Consider the following 24,684-nt stretch of genomic DNA (forward strand, 5'->3'; position numbering starts at 1 on the left):
CCCAGGAGCTACGCAAAACGGAGTGCTACACAAATAAACGGATAGATTCACCGAGAACATACCTAAATCATGACCATTCAATTTTTTGGCGCAGCCCGAACCGTAACGGGCAGTAAACATCTGCTTACGACGGCCAGCGGCAAACAAATCCTGCTCGATTGCGGACTATTTCAGGGTATCAATACCGATGAACTGAATCAGCAGTTCGGCTTCGACCCGAAGCTGGTTGATTATATGGTCCTTTCCCACGCGCACATCGACCATACCGGATTGATTCCCGGATTGGTGCGGCAGGGCTTCCGTGGACCCATTTATACCACCGCTGCTACCATTGACCTTTGCGAAGTGATGCTGATGGATAGCGCCCGGATTCAGGAAAAAGACCTTGAACGCGTCAATAAGCGTCGTGCCCGCCGGGGTGACCCGGAGCTGGAAGCTCTGTATGATGAGACGGATGTAAAACAGGCACTGGGTCAGATGCAGCCAGTTGATTACCGAACACCGTTTGTTATCTGCGATGAGGTGACCGGGCTCCTGACCGATGCCGGACACTTGCTCGGCAGTGCCGCCGTTAGTCTGACGATAAAAGAAAATGGCACCGAAAAGCACCTCTTTTTTAGTGGCGATATTGGCCGCCCCAACGACAAGATTCTTCGCTCGCCCGACCCCTTCCCCCAGGCCGATTATATCATCTGTGAATCGACCTATGGCGACCGGTTGCACGAAGCTGAGCCGGATATGAAAGCGCACTTGCTGCGCATTGTACAGGAAACCTGCGTGGAAGGCCGGGGTAAGCTCATCATTCCTGCCTTCGCCGTTGACCGGACGCAGGAGTTGATTTTCGCGCTCGACCAACTATCGAGTGAGGGGCGGCTACCCCAAAAATTTCCAGTCTACATAGATAGCCCCATGGCCGTGCTGGCAACGAAGGTGATGAGTGACCACGAGGATGACTTCAACCCCGAAATTTTGGCGTATATCAAAAAAGACGGAGATGCCTTCGACTTTCCTAACCTGCATTACGTAACGGACGTGAACGAGTCGAAAGCCATTAATGACAGCAATGAGCCCTGTATCATCATATCCGCATCGGGTATGGCCGAAGCGGGGCGGATTAAGCACCACATAAAAAACAACATCACCAAACCGAATACAACCATCCTGTTGGTGGGCTATGCGTCGCCCAGTAGTCTGGGAGGTGCTTTAAAGCGGGGCGATAAAGAAGTGACGATTTTCGGAGAGCGGTACCCGGTTATTGCCCGCGTGGCTGTTATGGATTCATTTTCAGCCCACGGGGATTATAAAGAAATGCTGCATTTTTTAAGTTGCCAGAATGCCGGTCAGGTAAAAACCGTATTTCTGGTTCATGGTGAATACGATAAGCAGCTAATCTGGAAAGAACACTTGCTGGAGGCCGGATTTCAAACGGTTGAGATACCGGAGAAAGGACAAAAAATGACGTTGTGAACCAACTAAAAACGCCCCCGGCTTTTCAGAATCGGGGGCGTTTTTAGTTATACTGGTCTAGAACTTAGGTAAAACGTACCCGGCCGGCGAAACAGCGGTTCAGCACGACGCGATATACTTTGCCAAATTGGTGGTAGCACCAGCGCTTGAGCTGCTTAACTTCTTTAGGGATGAGTAACTTGATGGCCTTCGCCAATTCTTTTTGAAACAAAGAGCGGTCAAAACTTACCTTCTGAAGGATAGTTTTGATATATTCGAGCATAGAGAGCATAGGATAATAATGTTTAGGAAGCTTACAGGATGCTAAAGAAGTGTACAGGATTTACCCCTGTAGCCGTAACGATATGTTCTAGAATTTGTTGTTCAAAATAACGATGTTAGTTGCAATATTCCGCAATTTTTTTGCATTATTTTTCTTAAGTACACTCACCAATTTTGGTCAAGTACCTGATAATACATTATCTATCGAATTAGGTGTACTTACGTTTCCGCTTGAGCGACCTTTCACTATTTCAGTCACTATTCCAAACGCAGAGAAACGGGTAAGCGTTTCCTTTCCTGACATTAATGGGTTCGATAAAAAAGGAATATCGACCAGCGTAGCACCAGCCGAGATAGATGGAAAAACGGTCACCAGCCAGATTATTACCCAAACGTATCAGGCACGGGCCACTGGGCGTTTCCGCTTATTACCATTTACCATAGCGATTGACGGGGAAAGTATTTACTCTGACGGAGCAACACTTGTTGTGCAGCCCTCGGAATCAACGACTGCTCCTCAAAATAACACCCTTGCTCTGGCCGAAGCGGCTTCCGGCAATGCCGCTTTTCTATCGCTGCGTACTTCGCAGTCAACTATTTATGCGGGTGAGGGCGTTGCGCTCACGCTGTCCTTCTTTGTATCCGACAATTACCCGTATGAGCTAAGCTTTACGGCACTAGACCGTCAGTTACAGGCCATTACGAAAAGAATCCGCCCAGCCAACTCATGGGAAGAAAACATGGCGATAACGGAGCTAAAGCCGATTCCGGTCCTCATCAGAGGAAAAAAGTTTAGAGAGTACCGCATTTTTCAGTCGGTGTTTTTTCCGTTATCAAATCAAAACCTGAAACTGCCAGCGGTGTCTCTTCACTTGGCGCGTCCGAAACCTGTTATCGGGCCACCGACATCACAGCCGGAAACGGTCGTATTCACCAGCCGACCGATGGCAATAGTAGTAAAGCCTTTACCAGCACACCCATTGAGTGGCCGGGTGCCGGTGGGGTCGTTTCAGTTGGAGGAAGGACTGGAACGGCAGGAAGTAAATGTCGGGCAGAGCGTTCGGTACACATTCACCATTACGGGTGAGGGTAATATTGCTACCCTGCCAGCTCCGGCTCTTGTAAACCAGGTACCTGATTTTGATGTTTTCCCTCCCGAAGAACGGCATACCGTTGTACAGAATGGTAACCAGGTTACGGGCCATAAAACCTTCACCTATTTTATTGTGCCTCACCAGAATGGGCTTATTTCGTTGGCAAATCACTTCCAATGGATTTACTTCGACCCGCGAACTGCCCGGTACGATACCATTCAGCCGCATGTTGACCTATTGGTCGGCGGTAAAAAAACAACAACCGGAACAATGGTATTGATACCCGGTACCCAGGCGGATGCAGACGCCCCGGCCGCCAACTCGTTGTATACGGGCATTGAGGCTATGGACAGTACCCAGCAGCCAGTTAGTATCTCGACGCTGGTTCGCTCCATTGCCAATGTGCTGATTCTGGTTATGTTGCTGGGGATACTGGTCGTGTTTTTTAAAAAATAGGATACCGAACGATGTACGGTCGAAACCGGTTCTTTCATCCAATATTGATTAGATAAATACGCATGGGTAGTACGTACGGTAAACTATTTAAAATTTCCACCTTTGGTGAATCCCATGGGCCGGGTATCGGCGTTATCATTGATGGATGCCCCGCCGGATTATCGGTCGATACCGAATTCATCCAGCACGAACTGGACCGGCGTAAACCAGGGCAGTCGCGTATTACGACGCAACGGCGAGAAGCTGATGAGTTCGAGGTCTTATCGGGCCTGTTTGACGGCCGAACGCAGGGAACCCCTATCGCACTGCTCATCCGCAATACCGACCAGCGCAGTAAAGACTACGGCCATATCGCCGAACAGTTCCGTCCTTCGCACGCTGATTATACCTATCAAACAAAATACGGCTCACGCGACTACCGCGGAGGGGGGCGCTCGTCGGCCCGCGAAACGGCCGCTCGTGTTGCCGCCGGAGCCATTGCCAAACTGCTGCTTCAGCAACAGGGTGTTCAGATAAATGCCTACGTGTCGCAGGTGGGTACGCTTAAGCTGGAGAAGCCTTACACAGAACTGAATCTGGCTCTTGCCGAAGAAAACGCCGTTCGTTGCCCTGACCCTGACATGGCCGAACAGATGTTTCAGTATATCGATGAAATCCGTAAGCGGGGTGACTCCGTTGGTGGTGTAGTTGATTGCGTAATGACAGGTGTACCAGCGGGCTGGGGCGAACCCGTTTTCGATAAACTCCACGCCGAACTGGGTAAAGCCATGCTAAGCATCAACGCCGTGAAAGGGTTTGAGTACGGTAGCGGATTTGCCGGGGCGGAGTTATTTGGCTCACAGCACAACGACGAATTCTATACTGATACCGAAGGCCGCGTGCGTACAAAGACCAACCATTCGGGTGGTATTCAGGGAGGGATTAGCAATGGGGAGACGATCTATTTTCGAACGGCCTTCAAGCCAGTGGCTACCATTATGCAGGACCAGGATAGTGTGGATGTGCACGGGCAACCCGTAATAGTTTCGGGCAAGGGTCGGCATGACCCCTGTGTGGTGCCCCGTGCAGTGCCCATTGTGGAAGCCATGGCCGCCCTGGTGCTGGCTGATATGCACCTGCGCAACAAGGTGGCGCGGGTGTAAAGACGCCTGCTATTTTTTCTTTGAAAAAACTGTCTGCATGATTACGTACCCCAGAAAACCAAAGCCAGTGGCCTGCGCCAGAATACCAGTTGTAAACAGCGTTGGTGTTGCGTCCCATCCGGCACTGCGTCCGTAGGCACCCAGCACAATTAGTATAATACCCACTAGCCAGAATATGGCGGCCAGTACCATGAATTTGTTACGGATAGTAACCATATATGACGAGATTTAATGTTCAACCCTGCTAAACCAAACACGTTCTGACGGGCTCTTTGTTCATCCGATTAGTCATTCTGTTCCTGCTGTGGCCTGTTGATACTATATCCGCCCAATCGGAATCATTACTGCGTTTTACGTTTCAGCGCGGGCTGATGGGAACACAGTTTAATGTCATTTTCTACGCGCCCGATAGCCTGATTGCTCAACGGGCTTATGCTGCCGTTTCGGGTCGGATGGATTCGCTGAACTACGTCATGAGCGATTACTTGGATGATTCCGAGATAAACCGGCTGTCGGCAACGGCAGGAAGCGGGCGGTATGTACCGGTTTCTTACGACTTATTCAATGTGTTACAGAAAGCTAAAACGATTGCAAAAAAGTCTGATGGGTTATATGACCCAACCATCGGGCCTTTATCGCAACTGTGGCGCAGGGCCGTTCGGCGGCAAATATTCCCGTCGGTCAGGCAGCGTCGCCGGGCAAGGCGGGCCGTTGGGTATCGGTTGATGGACCTGGATAGTGCAACCCGTTCTGTGAAGTTAAACCGGAGTGGAATGCGGCTGGATCTGGGTGGTATTGGGCAGGGATTTGCTCTGGACGAGGCAATGGCTGTTTTGCATCGGTTTGATATTTTTGCGGCATTGGTTGATATTGGTGGAGATATTTTGGCCGATGAGGCTCCACCGGGTACTGTAGGCTGGTGCGTTGGAATTGGGTCGGGTAAGGCAGACGGTAGCGACACGACTACAATGTTGCTTGCCAAAGCGGCCATCACTACATCGGGCGACGCTTATCGTTTTCTGGAACATAATGGCCATCGATACTCGCACATTATGAACCCTCGTTCGGGACTGGGCCTTAAGCATTTTGTTCGGGTAACGGTCCTGGCCCCGGACGGCTACCGGGCCGACGCATTAACAAAAGTGTTCAGCGTGGCTGGTTGGCGTAAAAGTCGCCGATTGATAAAGCAATTTCCGGCCGTAACCGTGTTGATAGTGGAGAAAAAAAAGGGTCGGTCACAGCAGTGGCAATCAGCCCCATTTTGACCCATTCATTGCTTTTTGGCCGCTTGTCATTAACTTGTTCCCCCATGCAGCTCTCCGATTTTAAAACCGTAGCAACTAATTACAAAGTACTATTTTTCGATGCCTTCGGGGTTCTCAAAAACTCCGAAGGCATACTTCCGGGACTTGCATCTACCTTCGAGTGGTTACGGGAAACAGGCAAAGATTTTTATATTTTAACGAATGATGCCTCCCGAGGGCCAAAGGAACTGGCGGCATCGTATAATAACCAGGGATTATCGGCCGTCACCGCTAATCGAATTATATCGTCGGGTATGCTGGCGCGGGAGTATCTGGACCTGAAGGTTCATAACGGTACGGTAGCGTATTTGGGGACGGAGAAATCCGCTCATTACCTCGAAACGACGGGCGTTAAAACGTTGCCTATCAGCCAGGTTGATTTGAAAGATGTATCGGATATCAATGCGCTGGTTTTGCTGGACGACGAAGGCTTCGACTGGAATACGGACCTGACCAAAACCGTCAACTTACTTAGGAAGCGGAATATACCAGTCATCGTGGCTAATACAGATGCTACCTATCCGGTATCGAAAACCCGTATTTCCATTGCAATCGGTGCCGTGGCTAAAATGATTGAAACAATTGTTGGGAAGCAATTTATCCGTTTCGGAAAGCCGGATGCCCAGCTTTTTATGTTTGCTTATGAACGATTGGAAAATGCAGCGCATATCAGCAAGCGGGATATACTGATGGTTGGAGACACGCTGAAAACCGATATTTTGGGGGGTAATAAATTTGGTCTGGATACCGCTCTTGTTCTGACCGGTAACACGCAGGCTCAGGATGCCGAGGTACTAATTCGAAGCACAGGTATCATTCCCACCTATGTTTGTAAATCAGTTGTAATACGCTAAAATAGTTACCATTCAGTCGTTAATGCGCTGAAAAATAGCTGGTTATGTATAATTGGTGGGTATGAAATAGCGATTTTTCCCCTAAAAAATTGTTTGATAATACAAACGTAAATACGTTTCTTTGCGCAGTTTTTTAACTACAACGGACTACTAAAATGTCGGACATTGCACAAAAAGTTAAGAATATCATTGTTGAAAAATTGGGTGTCGAAGAATCAGAAGTGACCCCAGAAGCAAGTTTCACAAATGACCTGGGTGCCGATTCGCTCGATACCGTCGAGTTAATTATGGAATTTGAAAAAGAATTCAATTTACCTATTCCTGATGACGAGGCTGAGAAAATCTCAACGGTTGGTTTGGCTATCGAATACCTGGAAAAACACATTGGTAAATAAATGGTAGTAGTACCTCTGAACGATTATTTCGCTAGTAGGTCCAATCTGCAAACGCACTAATCGTTCAGGGGAATTAGTAAGTGGCTGAAAAGTCAGTGCCAGTCAGTAGAAAATTGGCATTAGCTTTTCGTTAATCATGACGCAGTAAAGCTGTATGGCGTTCAAAAGAGTAGTAGTGACCGGCCTTGGTGCCTTGACACCCATTGGCAACGATGTACCCACGTATTGGAGTAACTTAGCCGCTGGAATGAGCGGTGCCGGCCTCATTACAAAATTCGATGCCAGTAAATTTCGTACGCATTTCGCCTGCGAATTAAAAGGGGTAGATGTTACCCAGTATATTCCCCGTCAGGAAGCGCGCAAAATGGATGCTTTTACCCATTATGCCCTGATTGCTACGGAAGAGGCGGTGAAGGATGCGGAACTGAATCTTGATGCTATCGACAAAAATAAGGTCGGTGTCATCTGGGGGTCGGGTATCGGTGGACTCAAGTCGTTTGAGGATGAAATGATTGATTATGCCAAAGGTGACGGTACACCCCGAATCAATCCCTTTTTCATCGTCCGCATGATTGCTGATAGTGCATCGGGTCAAATTTCGATGCGATACGGATTTCGGGGAACAAACTACGTTACCGTTTCGGCCTGTGCCTCCACGAACAATGCGATTATTGATGCATTGAACTATATTCGTTTAGGGCGCCTGAACATGTGTGTGGTGGGCGGTTCCGAAGCTGCCGTGACAAAAGCCGGTATTGGTGGTTTTAATGCCAACCGGGCTTTGTCGGAGCGCAATGACTCCCCGGAAACCGCTTCCCGCCCTTATGATAAAGACCGGGATGGATTTGTTATGGGCGAAGGAGCAGGTGCCCTTATTCTGGAAGAATACGAACATGCTCAATCCCGTGGAGCCAAGATTTATGCGGAGTTAATTGGGGGTGGGATGTCGTCGGATGCCTATCATATCACCGCACCACACCCCGATGGATTAGGCGCATTTCTGGGCATGCAGGACGCCCTCAACGATGCGGGAATTGCCCCCGAAGAAATCGACTACATTAACACGCACGGTACGTCTACACCGATAGGTGACCCGCAGGAGCTCAAAGCTATTTATCAGTTGTTTGGTGAGCATTCATTCAAGATGAATATTAGCTCGACCAAGTCAATGACCGGGCATTTGCTCGGAGCTGCCGGAGCCGTTGAAGCAATTGCCTGTATTAAAGCGATGGAACACCAACTGGTGCCACCAACCATAAATCATTTCACCGACGACGATGAAATTGATTCGCGCTTCAATCTAACATTTAATACAGCTCAGGAACGTTCGATAACGACTGTCATGAGCAATGCCTTCGGATTTGGGGGGCACAATGCTATTGTCATTTTCCGTAAACCTAGCTGAGCCGTGCAAAGCGCTCTGCCTCGTAGTTTGTTTAATCCTTTAGACTGGTTTCGGCGGTCCGGCGATCCGGCTCGTAACAATGATCTACGCAAAAACCTGCGTCGCTCCATAGCGCATATTATTGGGTCCAGACCATCTAACCTGGGCCTGTATAATCTCGCGTTACGACACACTTCTGCATCGAGGGAAACGGCAATTGAAGGATTTCGGGAGTCGAACGAACGATTGGAGTATCTGGGCGATGCCGTCCTTGGCATGGTTATCGCAGAATATCTCTTTAAAAAATATCCTTACAAAGACGAAGGGTTTCTTACGGAAATCCGCTCCCGAATTGTAAATAGGGAGACATTGAATGGTATAGCTCGTAAAATAGGTCTTGATCAGCTTATCGAATACGATGGTAGCCGAACACGCAGTATGCCCGCCCGTACATCTATGTACGGCGATGCGCTTGAAGCGCTGGTAGGAGCTGTCTACCTGGACAAAGGCTTCCGATTTTCACGCCGGTTTATCCTGAAAGACCTGCTGGCCCACTATGATATTGATTCCGTCGTACAGAATAACGGTAACTACAAAAGTCGCTTGATTGAGTGGGCGCAGCGAGCCGGGAAAGAAATACGGTTCGAGATCGTTTCCGAAAAAGGAAATAGCCACTTCCGGGAGTTTATTTCTCAGGTTATGGTCGACGATGAACCTTTTGCCACGGGTAGCGGCTACAGCAAGAAAAAAGCTGAACAGGCTGCTGCCGAGAAAGCCTTCGAGATGCTGACTATCCAGTAGGTTTCTCTTTTCTTCGCCCCAACTCGTACGCAACGGCCTTCTCTCCTTTCCGAATACTCATTTCGGGACAGTGTATTCTTACCAAACAGGTCAAAATGACCTGAATCAATCAAGATTTCGGTACAGAAAATGACAAAATGGCTGACACAAAGCGTGTCTGGCCGGTTGGCATAAGGTTTGATAAATAATGAGTACAAGTTAATTAACCTCATTATTAACATAAAACAAACGAACAGTCATGAATCCGTTAATGCGCACGAGCAACAACTTACCATCGTTGATCGAGAACTTTTTCGGTCGCGACATGAACGATCTTTTTAACACGAGCGTGTCTTCGTTCAGTAATGTTCCAGCTGTGAACGTTTTAGAAAATGAAGATGGTTTTCAAATTGAAGTAGCCGCACCTGGTTTGAACAAAGAAAACTTCAAGTTGAACCTGAATCACAATAACCTCACTATTTCAGGCTCGCAGGAAACGGCCAAAGAAGAGTCGGACAAAGAAGACAAGCGATACACGCGCCGTGAGTTCAATTATTCATCGTTTCAACGGACGTTCACCTTGCCGACATCAGTAGATGTCGATGCCATCCGGGCTTCTTATGCCGATGGTTTGCTAACCATTGAACTCCCTAAGCGGGGGGAAGCTAAGGTAAAGCCTCCGCGTCAAATTGAAATTAGTAACTAGGCGGACAACAACTTAGTGCAAAGCCCGCGAGGGATTTTCTCGCGGGCTTTTTGTTGGTATTTTTTGGCCCAACAAAGCCTTGTTAAATTTTGTTAAGGATAGATACCCGCCGAATTTTTAGGAAGCCACTTTCCGTTATACCTATAAATACACAAAAAGTAAATTAGATTTTCCCCATTTAATCATGAAAAGCAACTGGAAACTATTGGCGTTGATGGCTCTTCTTTCGAGCGTGGTCACGCTGGCCGCTTACAACTTCCTGGGCTTCAATAACCGGGACGTAATTTTTAACGAATCGTCATCAACTCCAACGATCATGGGCCGACTGGCCTCTATGCCGAATGGGCCGACTGCTACACCAGGCGATTTTTCCATCGCGGCAGAAGCTGTGACACCAATGGTCGTTCACATTCGTACAACCATGACCCGCACCGTTCGTCAGCAGCAGCAGGTACCTGATATTTTTCGGGAGTTCTTCGGCGATGAGTTTGGTGGGCAGCGGCAACAGCCACGTCGCCAGCAGGGGCAGGCATCCGGGTCGGGTGTCATTATCAGTAAAGATGGCTACATCGTTACCAACAACCACGTTGTGCAGGATGCCGATGAAGTTGAGGTCATTATGACCGACAAACGTAGCTTTAAAGCCAAAGTAATTGGCACGGATCCTCTAACAGATCTGGCCGTTATAAAAGTAGATGCTAACAATTTGCCTGCTATTACATTGGGCGACTCAGATGCGCTGAAATTAGGTGAGTGGGTGCTGGCAGTTGGTTATCCACTCGATTTGGAATCGACGGTTACAGCCGGTATTGTGAGTGCTAAAGGACGCAAAATTGGTATCCTTGATCAAAACATCAGCAAAACTGATCCAAAACCTGATTCGCCGGTCGAAGCATTTATCCAGACGGACGCTGCTATTAATCCGGGCAATTCGGGTGGTGCGCTGGTAAATCTGCGTGGTGAACTAATTGGTATCAACTCGGCCATTGCCTCCGCAACAGGTTATTACAGCGGATATGGTTTTGCCGTGCCAGTATCACTTGTTAAGAAAGTGTCGGCTGATCTGCTCAAGTATGGTAATGTACAGCGGGGCTACATCGGTATTCTCCCCATTGAGCTTAACAGTACAGTGGCGAAAGAGAAAAACGTGAAAGTAGGACGCGGAATCTACGTTCAGGAAGCCGTTGAAAAAGGTGCTGCTGAAGCAGCTGGTTTGAAGAAGGGTGATGTCATCGTGAAAATGGAAGGACAGACGCTCGATTCAGATGCTCAGATGCGTGAAATCATTGGTCGTCGTCGTCCTGGTGACATTGTGACCGTGACGGTCAACCGGGACGGTACCGAACGAGACTTTAAAGTAGAACTGCGCAACCGGAATGGTGGTCGTGATGTGATCAAAAAATCAGACGTGACGGCTGCTAATACAAGTTCGCTGAGCTCCCTGGGTGCCCAGTTTGAAGAACTATCTGCTCAGGATGCCAAACAAATTGGTATCACCGGTGGCGTTCGGGTGAAGAAAATTACAGATGGCAAACTGGCTGAAACGGACGTGGAAGAGGGGTTTATCATTGTGAAAGCAAATGGTAAAAGCGTTAAAACGACAAAAGAGCTTCAGGCAATTATGTCGTCCGTGAAAGAAGGTGAAGGATTGATGCTCATTGGTATGTATCCTAACAGTTCGCGGATGTATTACTACGCAGTGCCTATATAACGGATCAATTCATTTCGATCCAACTAAACAAAAAAGGGCGGTCAGTTAAACTGACCGCCCTTTTTTGTTTGATGTAAAACGACCCTGATTACGTAGGTAAACGAGTGAGACTACTCGTAATAGTTCAGAATTTGATGGCCGCTCTTGGACAGAAGCTGGTCGCGCTGGAACAGTGCAATATCGGCAGTCATCATGTCTTTCACGAGGGCTGCCAAATCATACTTTGGCTTCCAGTTAAGTTGGGTCATTGCTTTGGTTGGATCGCCAAGCAACAAGTCCACTTCTGTTGGGCGGAAATACCGTGGGTCGATACAAACGACTGCTTTCCCTATTTCTACGGGGAACTCAGGGTTGGTTGAGCTTGTGACGGTTCCGACCTCCGAAACGCCCTCGCCACTAAAGCTGAGTTCAACGCCAATCTCGGCAAAGGACATCCGAACAAAATCGCGTACGCTGGTTGTAACGCCGGTTGCAATCACGTAGTCTTCGGGCTTGTCCTGTTGCAGAATCAGGTACATTGCCTCTACATAATCTTTTGCATGACCCCAGTCGCGCAGGGAGTCGAGATTTCCCAGATAAACCTTGTCCTGTAGCCCCAACCCAATACGCGATACGGCCCGGGTAATTTTACGGGTCACGAAGGTTTCTCCCCGAAGTGGCGACTCGTGGTTGAACAGAATCCCATTACAGGCGTACATGTTATACGCTTCCCGGTAGTTGACCGTAATCCAGTAACCGTACAATTTGGCTACAGCGTAGGGTGAGCGTGGATAGAATGGGGTGGTTTCTGATTGGGCGTGGCCCTGCACACCGCCGTATAGTTCAGATGTCGAAGCCTGATAAATGCGGGTTTTCTCCGTAAGGCCCAGCAAACGAACAGCCTCCAGAATACGCAACGTTCCGATACCATCTACCTGAGCAGTATATTCTGGTTCATCGAAACTCACCCGCACATGGGACATAGCACCGAGATTATAAATTTCGTCGGGCTGTACTTCCTGGATGATGCGGATGATATTGGTCGAATCAGATAAATCGCCGTAGTGGAGAATGAAATGTACGTTTTTTTCGTGCTGGTCTTCGTACATGTGGTCAATACGCTGCGTATTGAAGAGTGAACTCCGACGTTTGATTCCGTGAACTTCGTATCCTTTTTCCAACAGTAATTCGGCCAGATAGGCGCCATCCTGCCCGGTAATGCCGGTAATTAGTGCTTTTTTCATTTATTTAAACAGGTCAATACCAATGCTTTGAATTATCTTAACCAGGCAAAGTTAACGTATACCAGTGGAATTTATAAACTACTTTATCAATAGGCTGCGTCGAATATCTACTTTATCGGGCTGTAACTGCGCCGACGTAATTAGTCGGCGAATGGCCGAGTAGTAGCGTTCTGCGTCTAAACGACGCATAAAATCACCCACCTTTAATTTATAGGTTGGTTGATTATAACTCAGGTAAGGGTTCAGTTCGGGGAAATTTTGTGTAATAAGCAACTTGGCATCTTCAACCTGCTGACGTTGCGTTCCTACATAAACCTGAATACGGTAACCCGGCGCATAGCGGATAGAACGGTTTTCATCAGCTAGCGTATCAAGTGCCATGTCGAGCTTGCGGTTGATGTGGAGTGCTTCTACGGGGGCCGTCGTTTTACGGGTATCCGGTTTGCGGGGCGTCGTTGCTGGAGCGGGCACGGGTACCGGTGGACGATTGACTGCGGGCGGGGCAGGGGGGACTGAGTTATAAACAGGCCTTACCGAAGAGAGATCCTCATTATAACTGTTGTAATCGACAGTAACTGAGCCACGACCTGAAGATACAGAACGACTGCCTGCACAACCACTAATAAGGAGTACCGTGAGTAGTAAAAATCCGCACAATCTGCCGGTCATAAGCATTATTCGATAGCGTACAAAAATAGTCGTTTTGGGATTATAATACGTTAATCTGCTGATTCAACTTATCAGGCCGTTCCAAATTTTGGTTAATTTTGACTTTCATCGTCCATAAGACATGTTGAACATAGAAAGCCATGTATCACTCAAACCCTATAATACGTTTCGTATTGATGCTAAGGCACGGTACTGGGTTGAGATTACGTGCGAAGAAGATATCCATACGTTACTCCAGTTGACCGACTTTGTGGATACGCCCAAGCTGATTTTGGGCGGGGGGAGTAATGTTCTTTTGTGCCGGGATTTTGACGGTTTAGTTATCAACGTTAACATCCAGGGAATTGAGGTAATCCGTGCCGATGATGATCATACCTATATAACGGCTGGAGCCGGTGTGAACTGGCATAAACTGGTTATGTTTTGCGTAGAGCATGGTTATGCTGGTATGGAGAATCTATCATTGATTCCAGGAACGGTAGGTGCCGCACCCATGCAGAATATTGGGGCCTATGGCGTAGAACTGGAACAGGTGTTTGACTCACTAACGGCGATACATATACAGACGGGCGAAAAACGGACTTTCTCCTATGCCGACTGTGCATTTGGCTACCGGGAAAGCATCTTCAAGCGTGAGCTAAGGGATCAGTATATCATTACCAATGTAACTTTTCGGCTTGATAAGCAGCCTATTTTTCATACTCGCTACGGAGCCATTAGAGAAACGCTGGCCGAAATGGGGGTATCGGACGATAATTTATCGATTAAGGCAATCAGCGAAGCCGTTATCCATATCCGGCGCAGCAAACTTCCTGACCCTGCCGAAATTGGTAATGCTGGAAGTTTTTTCAAAAATCCTGAGGTGCCAAAACCACAGTTTGAGCGTCTGAAGGCTAAATACCCAGTGTTGCCAGGGTATCCTATTGGTGATGATGTAGTAAAAATACCGGCGGGATGGCTCATTGAACAGGCAGGCTGGAAAGGATACCGAACCGGCGATACAGGGGTCCATACAAAACAGGCACTGGTGTTGGTTAACTATGATAATGCTACCGGAAACGAGATTATGACGCTCGCCAGGCAAATACAGCAGTCTGTACTGGAAACCTTCGGCATTCTGATTTCCCCCGAAGTGAACATTGTTTGAAAAGTCGTAGTGCCACAACAATTAAAAGTCTCCGGTGGCTGACCGAAAGCAATAATAGCGCGTCAGCCACCGAAGACTTTTAATTGTTGTGAATTATAAGGCTTTATTCGAAGCAGAGCGAAGCTGCGCCAAGTAAACCAGCGTCATTCCCAAGGGTAGCCCGTTTAATGCTCAGGCCATTCTTGTAATAGTCATTGAGCCAGTAATCGAGGGTTTTGTTGACAGAGGGCATAATATAGTCGAAGGAAGCGGATAGTCCACCACCAATCAACACCTGCTTTATATCGAGTATTTTAATAAGAGCGGCCAGCCCTTCGCCGAGCATTTCGCCTACCTCGCCCCATACTTGTAAGGCCAGCTCATCCCCCTCGGCGGCAGCTGCTACCAGACCTGTTGTGGATATATGCCCGTCATCAGGCAACGACGTTTCACCCTTAAATGCTGTCCGGCGTTCGTTGGCCAGTTGAAGCAATTCAACCTTGCCAATATTCCGCTCCAGCACCCGGCCATTACGGGATGGGATATGACCCGGTTCCATGGCATTACCATCGCCCCCCGTAAAAATCTTTTTATTGATAATAGCCGCCCCGCCTATCCCCGTTCCGAGGGTAATGAAGATATAGTTTTCCGTAATCTTTTCTTCGGCAAAGTAATACTCACCCAAAGCGGCCGCATTCGCATCATTGGCCAGAAAAAATTGAGTACCCGGAAAACGCTTACTAAGTAAGTCGACCATGGGAATATCATTGATTTCCGGAATAGCCGTAATCTCGAGCGGAATCGTTCGTTCGCGATTGAGCATACCGGGAAGCCCGATACCCACCTGTTTTATATCCTTATGACTCAATAGTTGTAAGGAAACCGCATCGCCAAAGCGATCAATAAAATGGCCCGACTCACGCCAACTAATCGTGTCATGACTATAAAAGTTAGATATTTTGCCAGTATTGGCATCGACAATACCCATTTTGACGTTCGTGCCTCCAACGTCAATACCCAGATACTCAACGGAAGCCATTCGTAGTTATAGTCAGTTTAATAATGAAATTTTAGCAGCGTTCAGGAATAATAAAGCTGGGCGCAAGATACAAAAGAGTCAGTAGTGAATTATCATCAGTCGCTATTCGTGTGGGTAAATACGCTTAAATGTCGCCTAGTTGGGGACGAATGAGGATTTCTTCCACCACGGCACTGCGGGAAAGTGAATAGGCCCCCCATACACTATCGGCCACATCGGCAGGCTTCAGGAACCGCTCTTCCGGCAAGTCGGTCCCTTCCCAACTGGCAGTGAGCGTAGCACCCGGCAAAACGGCGGTTACTTTCACATCATGGGGCTTTAGCTCCTCACGCAGCACACGACTCATGCCCAACAGGGCAAATTTGGAGATACAATAAGAGCCGCCATTGGTGTACGGTGTGATACTGGCCGTTGAGCACATCATAAATATATGGCCCTGCCGACGGGTAATCATGCCGTTGAGTAAGCCCCGCGTCAGATGGTAGGCACTACCTAAATTGGTATTCATCACTACATCGAACGTTCCCTCTGCTTCATTTTGAATTTGGCCGGGCAAGAAGACACCTGTATTGTTGACGAGTACATCAACCGGTCGTTTCAATGAATGAATATAGGCAAGTAACACATCAACTCCCGCGCGGGTAGAGAGGTCAGCCGCCACGGGGAATATAGCATCCTGTGGGGGTACATCCTCAACGGAACGGGCACAGATAACCGCGTCAAACCCGGCGGCAATGAACCGGTCTGCTATGGCGCGTCCAATACCTTTAGTGCCTCCCGTTACAATGATTAGTGGATTCATTAAATTGATAGCTGTAGTTATAGAAATCTAAACGGATAGCCTTCTGCCTGCTGCGCAAGTTACATCAGAAACCATTCTATCTTTCCGGGGGTTCTTCCGAAGGACTATCATCCGCTGTACATCGGCGGGGCGGTCTATCCGTTTCGCTACCAGTTTATGTCAAGAATAGGCAATTACTTTCTTTTTTTGGGTACTCTCTTCCGCAATCGGGAGAAACTTGGGGTTTACTTGAAACTCATTTTGGACGAATGCACCTCCATTGGTGTCGGTTCTATTTTTATTGTAGCCCTGGTCAATACGTTTATCGGGGCCGTTACCTGCGTACAAACGGCGTACAACCTGACAAACCCCTTCGTGCCCCGAAATATCATTGCGCTCATTGTACGGGATAGCTCCATTCTGGAATTGGCGCCGACGTTGTCATGCATCGTTCTGGCGGGAAAAGTAGGCTCCAATATTGCCAGTGAACTGGGCACTATGCGCATTACCGAGCAGGTCGATGCCCTAGAGGTGATGGGAATTAACTCCAGCTCCTACCTCATCTTGCCTAAGGTAATAGCCTCTGTTCTTATGTTTCCACTGCTGGTAATTATGGCAGGCTTTCTGGCCATTCTGGGTGGGTACATTGCGGGTACGCTGGCGGGGGTAATTACGCCGGAAGAATATGTATCGGGTTTGCGGTTCGAGTACAAGCCGTTTGGCGTTGTGTTTGCACTGATTAAAACGGTCGTGTTTGCCTTTTTAGTCTCAACGATTTCGGCTTATCAGGGCTATCAGGTTCGGGGTGGGGCGCTGGAAGTTGGTGCTGCTTCAACAGCGGCCGTAACCAATAGCTGTATTGCTATTGTAGCCGCCGACTTCGTTCTGACACAGATGCTACTAACTTAAAGAGCGAAAGAGCGAAAAAGTGACAAAGCGAAAACGGACGCATCTGCCACTCTTTCACTCTCTCACTTTTTCACTCTTTACATTATGATTACGATCAAAAACATAACAAAAGCCTTCGATGACCGTCAAATTCTGTCAGGTATTGAAGGAGAGTTTAAACCCGGCGAAACGAGCCTGATTATTGGCGGTAGCGGCACGGGGAAAAGTGTTTTATTGAAGTGTATGATTGGTCTGGTCCAACCGGACTCGGGTGAGGTAATGTACGATGGTCGAAATTTCCTGACCAGTTCGCTGAATGACCAGAAGGCCATCCGGCGGGAAATGGGGGTACTGTTTCAGGGGTCGGCACTATTCGATTCAAAATCGGTACTGGATAATGTTCGGTTTCCACTCGATATGCTCACCGACCAGCCGGAGAATGAGAAGCTAGACCGGGCAATGGAATGTCTGAAGCGCGTCGGTCTGGAAAAAGCAAAGGATTCGATGCCATCCGAAATTAGCGGTGGGATGAAAAAACGCGTCGGTATAGCCCGGGCTATCGTACTGAACCCCAAATACCTATTCTGCGATGAGCCAAACTCCGGACTTGACCCGTTAACATCGGCTAAAATTGACGAACTGATTGGTGAAATTACCGAGGAGTTTAAGATCACTACCGTTGTAATTACCCACGACATGAATTCCATGATGGAGATTGGGGAGAAAATCATGTTTCTCTACAAGGGAAAAAAACTCTGGGAGGGTAATAGCGGTACACTAACCCATTCTCATATAGACGAATTGAATGAGTTTATCAATGCCAATAAGCTGATTCGGGAAATGGAGAAGTGACTGGTTAAAAACGCCAGCGTGCCTGAATCTTTACTTCCGTCTTGTGCGGAGTACTAATCTGGTCGAGGTCAGAACCAACGGTGGTTTGATTGGTCAGGTCCGTTCTGGCCCAGCGTACCCATATATCTAACTGCTGGCTCAGCCTGTATTGCGCCAGTAAATAATGGCGGACACCATGATTGAAGTACGCCGGAAATGAGAACGCGTACAGTACATCCCGCTCGTATACGTACTGCCTGCTGTCATAGTTATCCGTACCAAACAATGCTACCCGTCCGCTCAAACTCAGTCGCCGGTAATCGAATGTAGCATCCTGCACCAGTGCAAATCCCTGAGAAGCCGATTGGCCTGCATACCCAAAACTACCCCACTGTACTCGCGAACGCAGCGATAAACCCGGTATGAGTTTATAGTCTGCATTAAGCGCGTAACTACGGCGCGTTGTACCGACAACATCTTTTACCTTGCCAATGGTCAGATTCTTCTCCTTATGCTCTTCGTGGTAGATTGCGTAGAACGCCGTTTGGCGGTTGGGGGTATAGCGGCCCTGTAGCAGGTAGTCGAAACCGCCGGATGGTTTGTCAACCAGGTACTTCAACCACGGAAATTTATAGAAATCAATGAATCCGCCTACCGTCACTTTTCGATAAACGGTGTATTTCAGGCCAAGATAAGCCCCCGACTCGTTGTTGTTGCGGCTCCCCTCGCTGAATGCATTCCCGTAAAAACTATGAAAATTGCGGTCGTAATGGCGGAGAAGAAGAGCTATATCTACTTTTTTGGTTATGCTGGCTAAGGCACCTACTACCGCACCAATACCCCCCGAATTTTTGACGGAGCCACTACTATGGGCTACCTCGCCAAATAGATTCCAGTTGTGCCAGATGTAACTCCCATGCAGGCCGGCAACCAGGTTTTGCCTTCCGGTAAAGTCGTATTGATTGTAGGCCAGATCCCGCTTCTGGAAATAATTGTTGAACGTTGTTTGCAGTACTGTGAAACCAAGTTGAAACTGATTTTGGCTGTGATAGAGCACATGCGCACCCAGATTGGTCTCAAGTAAACTCCCCAGATCGTCAATTTCCGATTTTGTTCGATGAAGCCCGGATGTTTGCAGTGAACTGAAGAGGGTTCCCTTACCCAGACTATCCGGTACAATATTCGCATCGCGCCGGTTTCGGGATGCCATGAGTGTAATATCCAGCGTCTTGTTAAAAGCATACGTTGCCGTAGCACCCCGAAAGTAACCGTACTCGGTCAGGGAGGTATAGGGCCGGGCACCCAGGGTGGGACGACGAACGGTCTGCACCGTTTCGGCACTTTTCCCCAGCACGAACCCCGCCGACAGCACCAATCCCTGTCCGATTTGCAGTTGATAGTCCCCCAGCAGGATATTCCGCCAGCGCCCCCGGTTTTGAACCTGAGCATGAAAGGAAATATAATCCGCTCCGTAGCGATTGGCTGAAGGGTTCCAGTTTACCTGTTCGCCAGGATCTTTTTCCAGCGTTAGCCCGATGCTAAAAGCGCGCGGCCGACTGTATCGGTAGCGGGCGTACCACTGTCCGGCGTCTCCGAGGTAACGCGTTGGCAGGTTCCCTTTTTTGTCGGGCGTGGCTTCCGTAAATCCTTTCTGGACTTCAGTTACCCGCTCGTAACGCACAATCAGGTAGTTATCCGTTGGGGTTGGTAACGCACCAAATAAACCCGGAGTACCGGTAACCGTTACAAAAGGGAGCAACCGCCGGATAGTGGGTAAGTCAAAACCGGGTACTGCCTGCAGTTCGTTAACTGATAGTAAATCGCCCAGTTCTGTACGGTAACTCATTAAATTGCTTAGCTGACGTTCGGAGAGGAGATACGTAGCTTCCAATTCTTCCCGACTTGCCTTATTCAGATCAAGCTTACTGGCGTAGAGTTGGGTCAGTGCATCATAAACGGCCTGGTAATCAATACCCTCCGTTTGCACGGGAAACAGGTCCTGTAAATACTTACTGATATCGGCATCCCGACGCGAAGGCATAGTCGTTTGCGACTGAGCGGCAAACGACATAAAGAAGCCAGCCATCGTGAGCAGGTAAACCGTTCGCAAGATCTTGTCTGTCTAAATAAAATAGCCGCTTATGGCAAGCAGCCTAATCAACTGCATGCCATAAGCGGCTATTTGACGGAATCAATACAAAAAGGATACCACCAAAGAGAAAAAAAACGACGAAAGGGGAAACTAAGCGAACCTTCGCTTCAGAATTTCGACCAATTCACTGACTTCGTCACTGCTCATATCCCACAGATACTGAGAGGCATAGCGGTAAGAAACCAGGTCGAGCGCCTGCCCGTAGTTATCCAGGGTGTCAATTTCTTCAACGGCCTGATTATAAGCGCTTGAATTGCCGTTGAAAAGCTGATTGATAAACCTAAATTTTTGATTCAGCGAAATGCTCCGGGCAACACTCTCGATGGGTGCCCGATGGAATTTTTCGGCAACTGTATCGGAATCCCCGGCACCAGCTTCCCGTAGCGTATCGTTCAGAACGGGGGGCGAATCAACCACGGCAACGGGCTGTGCTGTTTCTTCTACAACCGGCTGCGAGATAGCACCCGTTTCCAGCTGCGAGGGTTGGCTGATTGGAGCGACCGGCTCCGGACCGGAGTGGCCACCCAAAAATTTCGCGCCTGTGACGCTGGAGGTTTCTTCAACCACAGAAGCAGGGGCTAAATCAGCTTTAGAGGCTATTGTATGCGTGGTAACTGCGGCTGTTGATTCTACTACCAGGGGAGCGGGTGGAATAGCGGTTTCAATCGCAGCATCGAAAAAGGAACGTACCGGAGACGCTGGAATATTGTCAGGTACATGACTCCGCAACAGGGCCGATACATCCATTGGTAACTTCTCCGAGAACAGCGCAACATACTTATCGTAATGCTCCAGTTCATGACCTTTCTGCGTTAGTGCTTCATCCAGATAAATAAGCGCCTGATTCACGTAAACGAACGGTTTGCCATTGGTGCGTTGTGTAATGTGAGTCGGGATAAACTGATTTATTTTTGTGTACCGCGTTATCTGGCGGAGGGCTTCGATTGTGACGGTAAAATCAAGCTGGCTACGAAGTACATCATCAAAATAAGCACGCGGGTCAAATATCAGGGTGATAGTACGGCGGGTAGCATCAGCCAGTAGTGGTTCCAGATGTTCGCGCCGAACAGCTATGTACTGAGATACCACGTTCATGAAGCTTTGTAAGGATTCCTGCACCTCTGCGGCCGTAAAATCGAAATAAGGACTACGGAATTTAGCCGTATCTGCCTGCCACTTGTCTGACAAGCTATTAATAATAAGAAAATTAATCTGACTAATAGGGGTAAGCGCCATAAGCTGCTGCCCATTTATGGCTGTGTGCTGCTGATAAAAATCAGCCGCAATCCGACGGGCGTAGGACTTGCTGTATTCGGTGAGAGCGTTGGCGTTAAACTTGTTCGACATTGGGAAAAGCCTTTGTTTTGTAAAGATAAAGTTTTCGGTCGCAAACTCATTTTGGGTATTAAATAAAGTTCAAAAAAGTGAGGATGCCTGCTGGCTGGGTAATAAGTGGCACAGACAACCTATCAAATGAGTTTTACAAAGACGCAACTACATAATGTTTATCGAACCTACACGACGGCGCGAACCAACTCATCTTCGAACGGGCTGGATCGAAGTAATTTGCGGATCAATGTTCTCCGGCAAAACGGAAGAACTGATTCGCCGACTCACCCGTGCCCGGATTGCCAAACTTAATATCCAGATTTTCAAACCCGCTCTGGATACCCGCTACCACCACGAAAACATTGTTTCCCACTCTGACCTGACTATTCCATCGACACCTGTACAAACAGCGAGCCAGATTCTGCCACTGGCGGGTGACTGCGATGTAGTAGGTATTGATGAAGCCCAGTTTTTTGATACTGACATTATTAACGTTTGCATCAGTCTGGCCAATCAGGGCAAACGGGTTATTGTGGCTGGGTTGGATATGGATTTTGCCGGGAACCCCTTCGGATGCATACCCCAGCTAATGAGCGTTGCCGAATATGTAACCAAAGTTCATGCCATATGTGTCGTCTGTGGTGACCTGGCTCAGTACTCATACCGGCTTGTACCATCGCAAGAACGGGTTTTGCTGGGTGAAACGGAGAGCTACGAAGCCCGCTGCCGACGCTGTTTCAACCTCGGTGAGAACGCAGGACGGAAAGAATGGGTGTACGAGAATGTTACGGATGATGAATTGTAATCAGCGCAGCACAATCATCCGGTATAGGGATAGAACACTATTCCTGATTGGCTGCCTGTTATTTGGTATTCAGACTATTACATTTTCTCAAATCGGTATTTGGCAAACGCACGCCAGCTACCAGTCCGGCCAGTCGGTAGCTGTAGTAGGCACGAAGATTTATGCCGCTACTCAAAATGGGTTTTTCTATTACGACAAGAACACGGGCGAAACCACAACGCTCAGCAAAGCGGATGGACTGAGCGATGTAGGCATTAACCGAATCCTGTACCTCGCCGATCAGAAGAAAATACTGATTGCTTATCAAAACGGTAATCTGGATTTTCTGGCGGTTACGGAAACGGGTGAGCCGAATGGGGTGACCAACGTGAATACGATTGTTTCGGCAACGAATCTGCCTGAATTACGGCGTATCAATCACCTGAATCGAATTAATAATACGGTGTACCTCAGTACCGCATTTGGTATAGTGGTACTGGACATTATAAAGAGTGAAGTACGGGATACTTACCTAGGTAGAAGGCTTGATGGGTTGCCATTATTTGTTTTTCAGACAACTGCTACTTCGGATAGCCTATACGCACTTACGGGGGCTTTACAGCCGTCCGATTACGTATCACAACTTCAGGCCATACGCTTTGCTCCTAACGTTAACATTGCGGACCCGGCCAACTGGAAATCGATAACCAAACCGGGCTCGCGTACGACTACTTCCGTTGAATCAATTGTTACGAATCAGGGGCGGCTGTCAATAACGGTAACAGGTACCGGCGTTTACGAACAGCAAAACGGCCAGTGGGTACTAACGAAACCACTGTTAAACACGCTGATTCGCCAATTTCCGGCTGCCAGCAGCCCTATTCTGGCTACCGATAAAGATGTTACACTGCCGGGCATTGGGTCATTTTCCGGGCCTTTACTGGCTAACCCGCGTGAGGTAGTGGCCGACGGAAATACAGTATGGGTTGCCGATGGTAAAAATGGGTTGTTGTTGGGCAATGCCGGTGCCTTTCAGCGTATAGCACCCGACGGCCCTTCCCGTGATTCCTTTACCGGTTTGTATACTTACCCGCAAACACTTGTTACGTTAGCGGCCAGTCGAACTGATAATACGCCTGTCCCTCTTGAGTACCTTTCTGTCCTGTCCGGGCGATGGAATCGTGTTGATATTGTAACAGCAGGGTTCAATTCGGCCGCCTACCTACCCACGGAGCAACGTCTTTACCTGGGTAGTTTCGGGAGCGGGTTGTGGAGTCAGAACGAAGGTCAAACGCCTGTGGCAGTTATGTTGCCAGCCACCATAGGCCCACTGATTACTAGTCTGGCTGCGGATACCGATGGGAATTTGTGGATAGCTACCAGCCAAACGAACGCTCAGCAGGCAACACTGCATCGTCGGCAGGCTGATGGTCAGTTCAAGTCATTTCCAGCGATTGGTCAGGTCGATATTGTACAGGTTGTTCCAGACGATAACGGATTTTTGTGGATAAGGCCCCGACTTGGTAACGGTCTGATTGTGTTTGACCCTGCAACCAACCGGGTGCGCTACCTGACAACCCAAACCGGGCAGGGAGCTTTACCTACAAACAGCGTTCGCTCCCTGGCGAAAGATCGAAACGGGGCTATCTGGGTTGGAACAGATGCAGGCCCGACGGTATTCGATAATCCATACAGTGCCTTTGATGGTACGGTTGATGCGCAGCCGCCTTTGCTGAACCGGCGTAGGTTGCTCTCCAATGAAGTCATTACGGCTATTGTTGTGGACGGTGGTAATCGGAAATGGATTGGTACCCGAAACGGCCTTTATCTCGTTGCGCCGGATGGATCTCAATTACTGGAGACATTCACGGCTCAAAACAGTCCCTTACCCGTCAATACCATACAGGCACTGGCGATTGAGCCAATTAGCGGAAAACTATTCATTCAGACCGGAACGGATACCCGTGCTTATGGATTAGTTTCGTATCAGGGAGCAGCCACTGAACCCATCGAAGTACTAACCGGCCTTACAATTTTTCCCAATCCGGTTCGGCCTGATTTTAACGGAACCGTTGGCATCCGGGGGCTAACGGAAAACTCGACGGTCAAAATTCTTGATGCCGGAGGGCAATTAGTGTACGAAGCCCGGTCGCAGGGGGGGACGGCTACCTGGAACCTGATTGACTATAGAGGGCGACAGGCCCAAACGGGTATTTATCTGGTCGTCGTTATCACAGCGGATGGCACAGAAGGGGTAAGGGGTAAATTGGCCGTAGTACGATAAACACTCATTCTGAGCGCAACTTCA

Annotated in this window: 23 protein-coding genes; 15 read left to right on the plus strand and 8 right to left on the minus strand. The window is 48.5% G+C overall.

Annotated features, from left to right (window positions below; translation table 11 throughout):
- Positions 1 to 69: 69 nt before the first annotated feature.
- Positions 70 to 1,467: an MBL fold metallo-hydrolase RNA specificity domain-containing protein gene (locus B156_RS0101210; RefSeq protein WP_018617780.1), complete on the plus strand. Its 1,398-nt coding sequence runs from the start codon at positions 70 to 72 to the stop codon at positions 1,465 to 1,467.
- A gap of 64 nt (positions 1,468 to 1,531) precedes the next feature.
- Here the strand turns inward: B156_RS0101210 and B156_RS0101215 are convergent, their stop codons facing one another.
- The gene (locus B156_RS0101215; RefSeq protein WP_026260515.1) at positions 1,532 to 1,738 is read right to left on the minus strand and encodes a hypothetical protein; all 207 of its coding nucleotides are present in this window, start codon (positions 1,736 to 1,738) and stop codon (positions 1,532 to 1,534) included.
- Between the two features lie 103 nt (positions 1,739 to 1,841).
- Here B156_RS0101215 and B156_RS0101220 point away from each other — a divergent pair, with 103 nt between their 5' ends.
- Together B156_RS0101220 and aroC are read left to right on the plus strand one after the other, a co-directional pair.
- Complete coding sequence (locus B156_RS0101220) at positions 1,842 to 3,278, plus strand: BatD family protein (RefSeq protein ID WP_018617782.1); 1,437 nt, start codon at positions 1,842 to 1,844, stop codon at positions 3,276 to 3,278.
- A 62-nt stretch (positions 3,279 to 3,340) separates the two neighbouring features.
- A complete protein-coding gene (gene aroC / locus B156_RS0101225; RefSeq protein ID WP_018617783.1) occupies positions 3,341 to 4,420 on the plus strand; it encodes a chorismate synthase in 1,080 nt (359 codons plus the stop codon).
- A 9-nt stretch (positions 4,421 to 4,429) separates the two neighbouring features.
- On the opposite strand, the gene B156_RS0101230 is transcribed toward aroC, so the two are convergent.
- Positions 4,430 to 4,636, minus strand: coding sequence for a hypothetical protein (locus B156_RS0101230; protein ID WP_018617784.1), 207 nt, complete (start codon positions 4,634 to 4,636; stop codon positions 4,430 to 4,432).
- A gap of 56 nt (positions 4,637 to 4,692) precedes the next feature.
- On the opposite strand from B156_RS0101230, the gene B156_RS0101235 reads away from it, so the two are divergent.
- The 7 genes from B156_RS0101235 (at position 4,693) to B156_RS0101265 (ending at position 11,554) form a co-directional block, all read left to right on the plus strand.
- Positions 4,693 to 5,685, plus strand: a complete 993-nt coding sequence (locus B156_RS0101235; RefSeq protein WP_018617785.1) for an FAD:protein FMN transferase — start codon at positions 4,693 to 4,695, stop codon at positions 5,683 to 5,685.
- A 44-nt stretch (positions 5,686 to 5,729) separates the two neighbouring features.
- A complete protein-coding gene (locus B156_RS0101240; protein ID WP_018617786.1) occupies positions 5,730 to 6,578 on the plus strand; it encodes a TIGR01459 family HAD-type hydrolase in 849 nt (282 codons plus the stop codon).
- Between the two features lie 155 nt (positions 6,579 to 6,733).
- Positions 6,734 to 6,973, plus strand: coding sequence for an acyl carrier protein (locus B156_RS0101245; RefSeq protein WP_018617787.1), 240 nt, complete (start codon positions 6,734 to 6,736; stop codon positions 6,971 to 6,973).
- 154 nt (positions 6,974 to 7,127) lie between these two features.
- Positions 7,128 to 8,378, plus strand: a complete 1,251-nt coding sequence (gene fabF / locus B156_RS0101250) for a beta-ketoacyl-ACP synthase II (protein ID WP_018617788.1) — start codon at positions 7,128 to 7,130, stop codon at positions 8,376 to 8,378.
- 3 nt (positions 8,379 to 8,381) lie between these two features.
- Positions 8,382 to 9,158 (plus strand): ribonuclease III, encoded by a 777-nt coding sequence (rnc, locus tag B156_RS0101255; protein ID WP_026260516.1) that lies wholly within the window; start codon positions 8,382 to 8,384, stop codon positions 9,156 to 9,158.
- 238 nt (positions 9,159 to 9,396) lie between these two features.
- Entirely contained in the window at positions 9,397 to 9,843 is a 447-nt protein-coding gene (locus B156_RS0101260) for an Hsp20/alpha crystallin family protein (RefSeq protein WP_018617790.1), read from the plus strand.
- 184 nt (positions 9,844 to 10,027) lie between these two features.
- A complete protein-coding gene (locus B156_RS0101265) occupies positions 10,028 to 11,554 on the plus strand; it encodes a Do family serine endopeptidase (RefSeq protein WP_018617791.1) in 1,527 nt (508 codons plus the stop codon).
- A gap of 110 nt (positions 11,555 to 11,664) precedes the next feature.
- Here the strand turns inward: B156_RS0101265 and gmd are convergent, their stop codons facing one another.
- Positions 11,665 to 12,777, minus strand: a complete 1,113-nt coding sequence (gmd, locus tag B156_RS0101270; RefSeq protein WP_018617792.1) for a GDP-mannose 4,6-dehydratase — start codon at positions 12,775 to 12,777, stop codon at positions 11,665 to 11,667.
- A gap of 78 nt (positions 12,778 to 12,855) precedes the next feature.
- Positions 12,856 to 13,248: a hypothetical protein gene (locus tag B156_RS28720; RefSeq protein ID WP_018617793.1), complete on the minus strand. Its 393-nt coding sequence runs from the start codon at positions 13,246 to 13,248 to the stop codon at positions 12,856 to 12,858.
- Positions 13,249 to 13,567: 319 nt separating this feature from the next.
- Here B156_RS28720 and murB point away from each other — a divergent pair, with 319 nt between their 5' ends.
- Positions 13,568 to 14,593: a UDP-N-acetylmuramate dehydrogenase gene (gene murB / locus B156_RS0101280; protein ID WP_018617794.1), complete on the plus strand. Its 1,026-nt coding sequence runs from the start codon at positions 13,568 to 13,570 to the stop codon at positions 14,591 to 14,593.
- 103 nt (positions 14,594 to 14,696) lie between these two features.
- Here the strand turns inward: murB and B156_RS0101285 are convergent, their stop codons facing one another.
- A complete protein-coding gene (locus B156_RS0101285; protein ID WP_018617795.1) occupies positions 14,697 to 15,611 on the minus strand; it encodes an ROK family protein in 915 nt (304 codons plus the stop codon).
- Positions 15,612 to 15,735: 124 nt separating this feature from the next.
- Positions 15,736 to 16,413, minus strand: a complete 678-nt coding sequence (locus B156_RS0101290; RefSeq protein ID WP_018617796.1) for an SDR family oxidoreductase — start codon at positions 16,411 to 16,413, stop codon at positions 15,736 to 15,738.
- Positions 16,414 to 16,569: 156 nt separating this feature from the next.
- Here B156_RS0101290 and B156_RS0101295 point away from each other — a divergent pair, with 156 nt between their 5' ends.
- Both B156_RS0101295 and B156_RS0101300 read left to right on the plus strand, forming a co-directional pair.
- The gene (locus tag B156_RS0101295; protein ID WP_018617797.1) at positions 16,570 to 17,301 is read left to right on the plus strand and encodes an MlaE family ABC transporter permease; all 732 of its coding nucleotides are present in this window, start codon (positions 16,570 to 16,572) and stop codon (positions 17,299 to 17,301) included.
- Positions 17,302 to 17,385: 84 nt separating this feature from the next.
- A complete protein-coding gene (locus tag B156_RS0101300) occupies positions 17,386 to 18,132 on the plus strand; it encodes an ABC transporter ATP-binding protein (RefSeq protein ID WP_018617798.1) in 747 nt (248 codons plus the stop codon).
- 4 nt (positions 18,133 to 18,136) lie between these two features.
- Here the strand turns inward: B156_RS0101300 and B156_RS0101305 are convergent, their stop codons facing one another.
- Both B156_RS0101305 and B156_RS0101310 read right to left on the minus strand, forming a co-directional pair.
- Positions 18,137 to 20,197: a ComEA family DNA-binding protein gene (locus B156_RS0101305; protein WP_018617799.1), complete on the minus strand. Its 2,061-nt coding sequence runs from the start codon at positions 20,195 to 20,197 to the stop codon at positions 18,137 to 18,139.
- 156 nt (positions 20,198 to 20,353) lie between these two features.
- Positions 20,354 to 21,610: a hypothetical protein gene (locus tag B156_RS0101310; RefSeq protein WP_018617800.1), complete on the minus strand. Its 1,257-nt coding sequence runs from the start codon at positions 21,608 to 21,610 to the stop codon at positions 20,354 to 20,356.
- Between the two features lie 154 nt (positions 21,611 to 21,764).
- Here B156_RS0101310 and B156_RS0101315 point away from each other — a divergent pair, with 154 nt between their 5' ends.
- Complete coding sequence (locus B156_RS0101315; protein ID WP_026260519.1) at positions 21,765 to 22,397, plus strand: thymidine kinase; 633 nt, start codon at positions 21,765 to 21,767, stop codon at positions 22,395 to 22,397.
- Entirely contained in the window at positions 22,384 to 24,660 is a 2,277-nt protein-coding gene (gene porZ, locus B156_RS0101320; protein WP_245563657.1) for a type IX secretion system anionic LPS delivery protein PorZ, read from the plus strand. Before B156_RS0101315 ends, porZ begins: the two co-directional genes overlap by 14 nt.
- Positions 24,661 to 24,684 lie beyond the last annotated feature (24 nt).

This window comes from Spirosoma luteum DSM 19990, assembly GCF_000374065.1.
In the GTDB taxonomy this organism is placed as follows: domain Bacteria; phylum Bacteroidota; class Bacteroidia; order Cytophagales; family Spirosomataceae; genus Spirosoma; species Spirosoma luteum.

Bases quoted from the DNA above. Each gene is read 5' to 3' on its own strand.
- B156_RS0101240 (WP_018617786.1), top strand. From the start codon at position 5,730: ATGCAGCTCTCCGATTTTAAAACCGTAGCAACTAATTACAAAGTACTA.
- B156_RS0101210 (WP_018617780.1), top strand. From the start codon at position 70: ATGACCATTCAATTTTTTGGCGCAGCCCGAACCGTAACGGGCAGTAAA.
- B156_RS0101310 (WP_018617800.1), bottom strand. From the start codon at position 21,610: ATGTCGAACAAGTTTAACGCCAACGCTCTCACCGAATACAGCAAGTCC.
- aroC (WP_018617783.1), top strand. From the start codon at position 3,341: ATGGGTAGTACGTACGGTAAACTATTTAAAATTTCCACCTTTGGTGAA.
- porZ (WP_245563657.1), top strand. From the start codon at position 22,384: ATGATGAATTGTAATCAGCGCAGCACAATCATCCGGTATAGGGATAGA.
- B156_RS0101300 (WP_018617798.1), top strand. From the start codon at position 17,386: ATGATTACGATCAAAAACATAACAAAAGCCTTCGATGACCGTCAAATT.
- B156_RS0101260 (WP_018617790.1), top strand. From the start codon at position 9,397: ATGAATCCGTTAATGCGCACGAGCAACAACTTACCATCGTTGATCGAG.
- B156_RS0101285 (WP_018617795.1), bottom strand. From the start codon at position 15,611: ATGGCTTCCGTTGAGTATCTGGGTATTGACGTTGGAGGCACGAACGTC.
- gmd (WP_018617792.1), bottom strand. From the start codon at position 12,777: ATGAAAAAAGCACTAATTACCGGCATTACCGGGCAGGATGGCGCCTAT.
- B156_RS0101315 (WP_026260519.1), top strand. From the start codon at position 21,765: ATGTTTATCGAACCTACACGACGGCGCGAACCAACTCATCTTCGAACG.
- murB (WP_018617794.1), top strand. From the start codon at position 13,568: ATGTTGAACATAGAAAGCCATGTATCACTCAAACCCTATAATACGTTT.
- B156_RS0101305 (WP_018617799.1), bottom strand. From the start codon at position 20,197: ATGGCTGGCTTCTTTATGTCGTTTGCCGCTCAGTCGCAAACGACTATG.
- B156_RS0101265 (WP_018617791.1), top strand. From the start codon at position 10,028: ATGAAAAGCAACTGGAAACTATTGGCGTTGATGGCTCTTCTTTCGAGC.
- B156_RS0101295 (WP_018617797.1), top strand. From the start codon at position 16,570: ATGTCAAGAATAGGCAATTACTTTCTTTTTTTGGGTACTCTCTTCCGC.
- B156_RS0101220 (WP_018617782.1), top strand. From the start codon at position 1,842: ATGTTAGTTGCAATATTCCGCAATTTTTTTGCATTATTTTTCTTAAGT.
- B156_RS0101215 (WP_026260515.1), bottom strand. From the start codon at position 1,738: ATGCTCTCTATGCTCGAATATATCAAAACTATCCTTCAGAAGGTAAGT.
- B156_RS0101230 (WP_018617784.1), bottom strand. From the start codon at position 4,636: ATGGTTACTATCCGTAACAAATTCATGGTACTGGCCGCCATATTCTGG.
- B156_RS0101245 (WP_018617787.1), top strand. From the start codon at position 6,734: ATGTCGGACATTGCACAAAAAGTTAAGAATATCATTGTTGAAAAATTG.
- B156_RS0101290 (WP_018617796.1), bottom strand. From the start codon at position 16,413: ATGAATCCACTAATCATTGTAACGGGAGGCACTAAAGGTATTGGACGC.
- fabF (WP_018617788.1), top strand. From the start codon at position 7,128: ATGGCGTTCAAAAGAGTAGTAGTGACCGGCCTTGGTGCCTTGACACCC.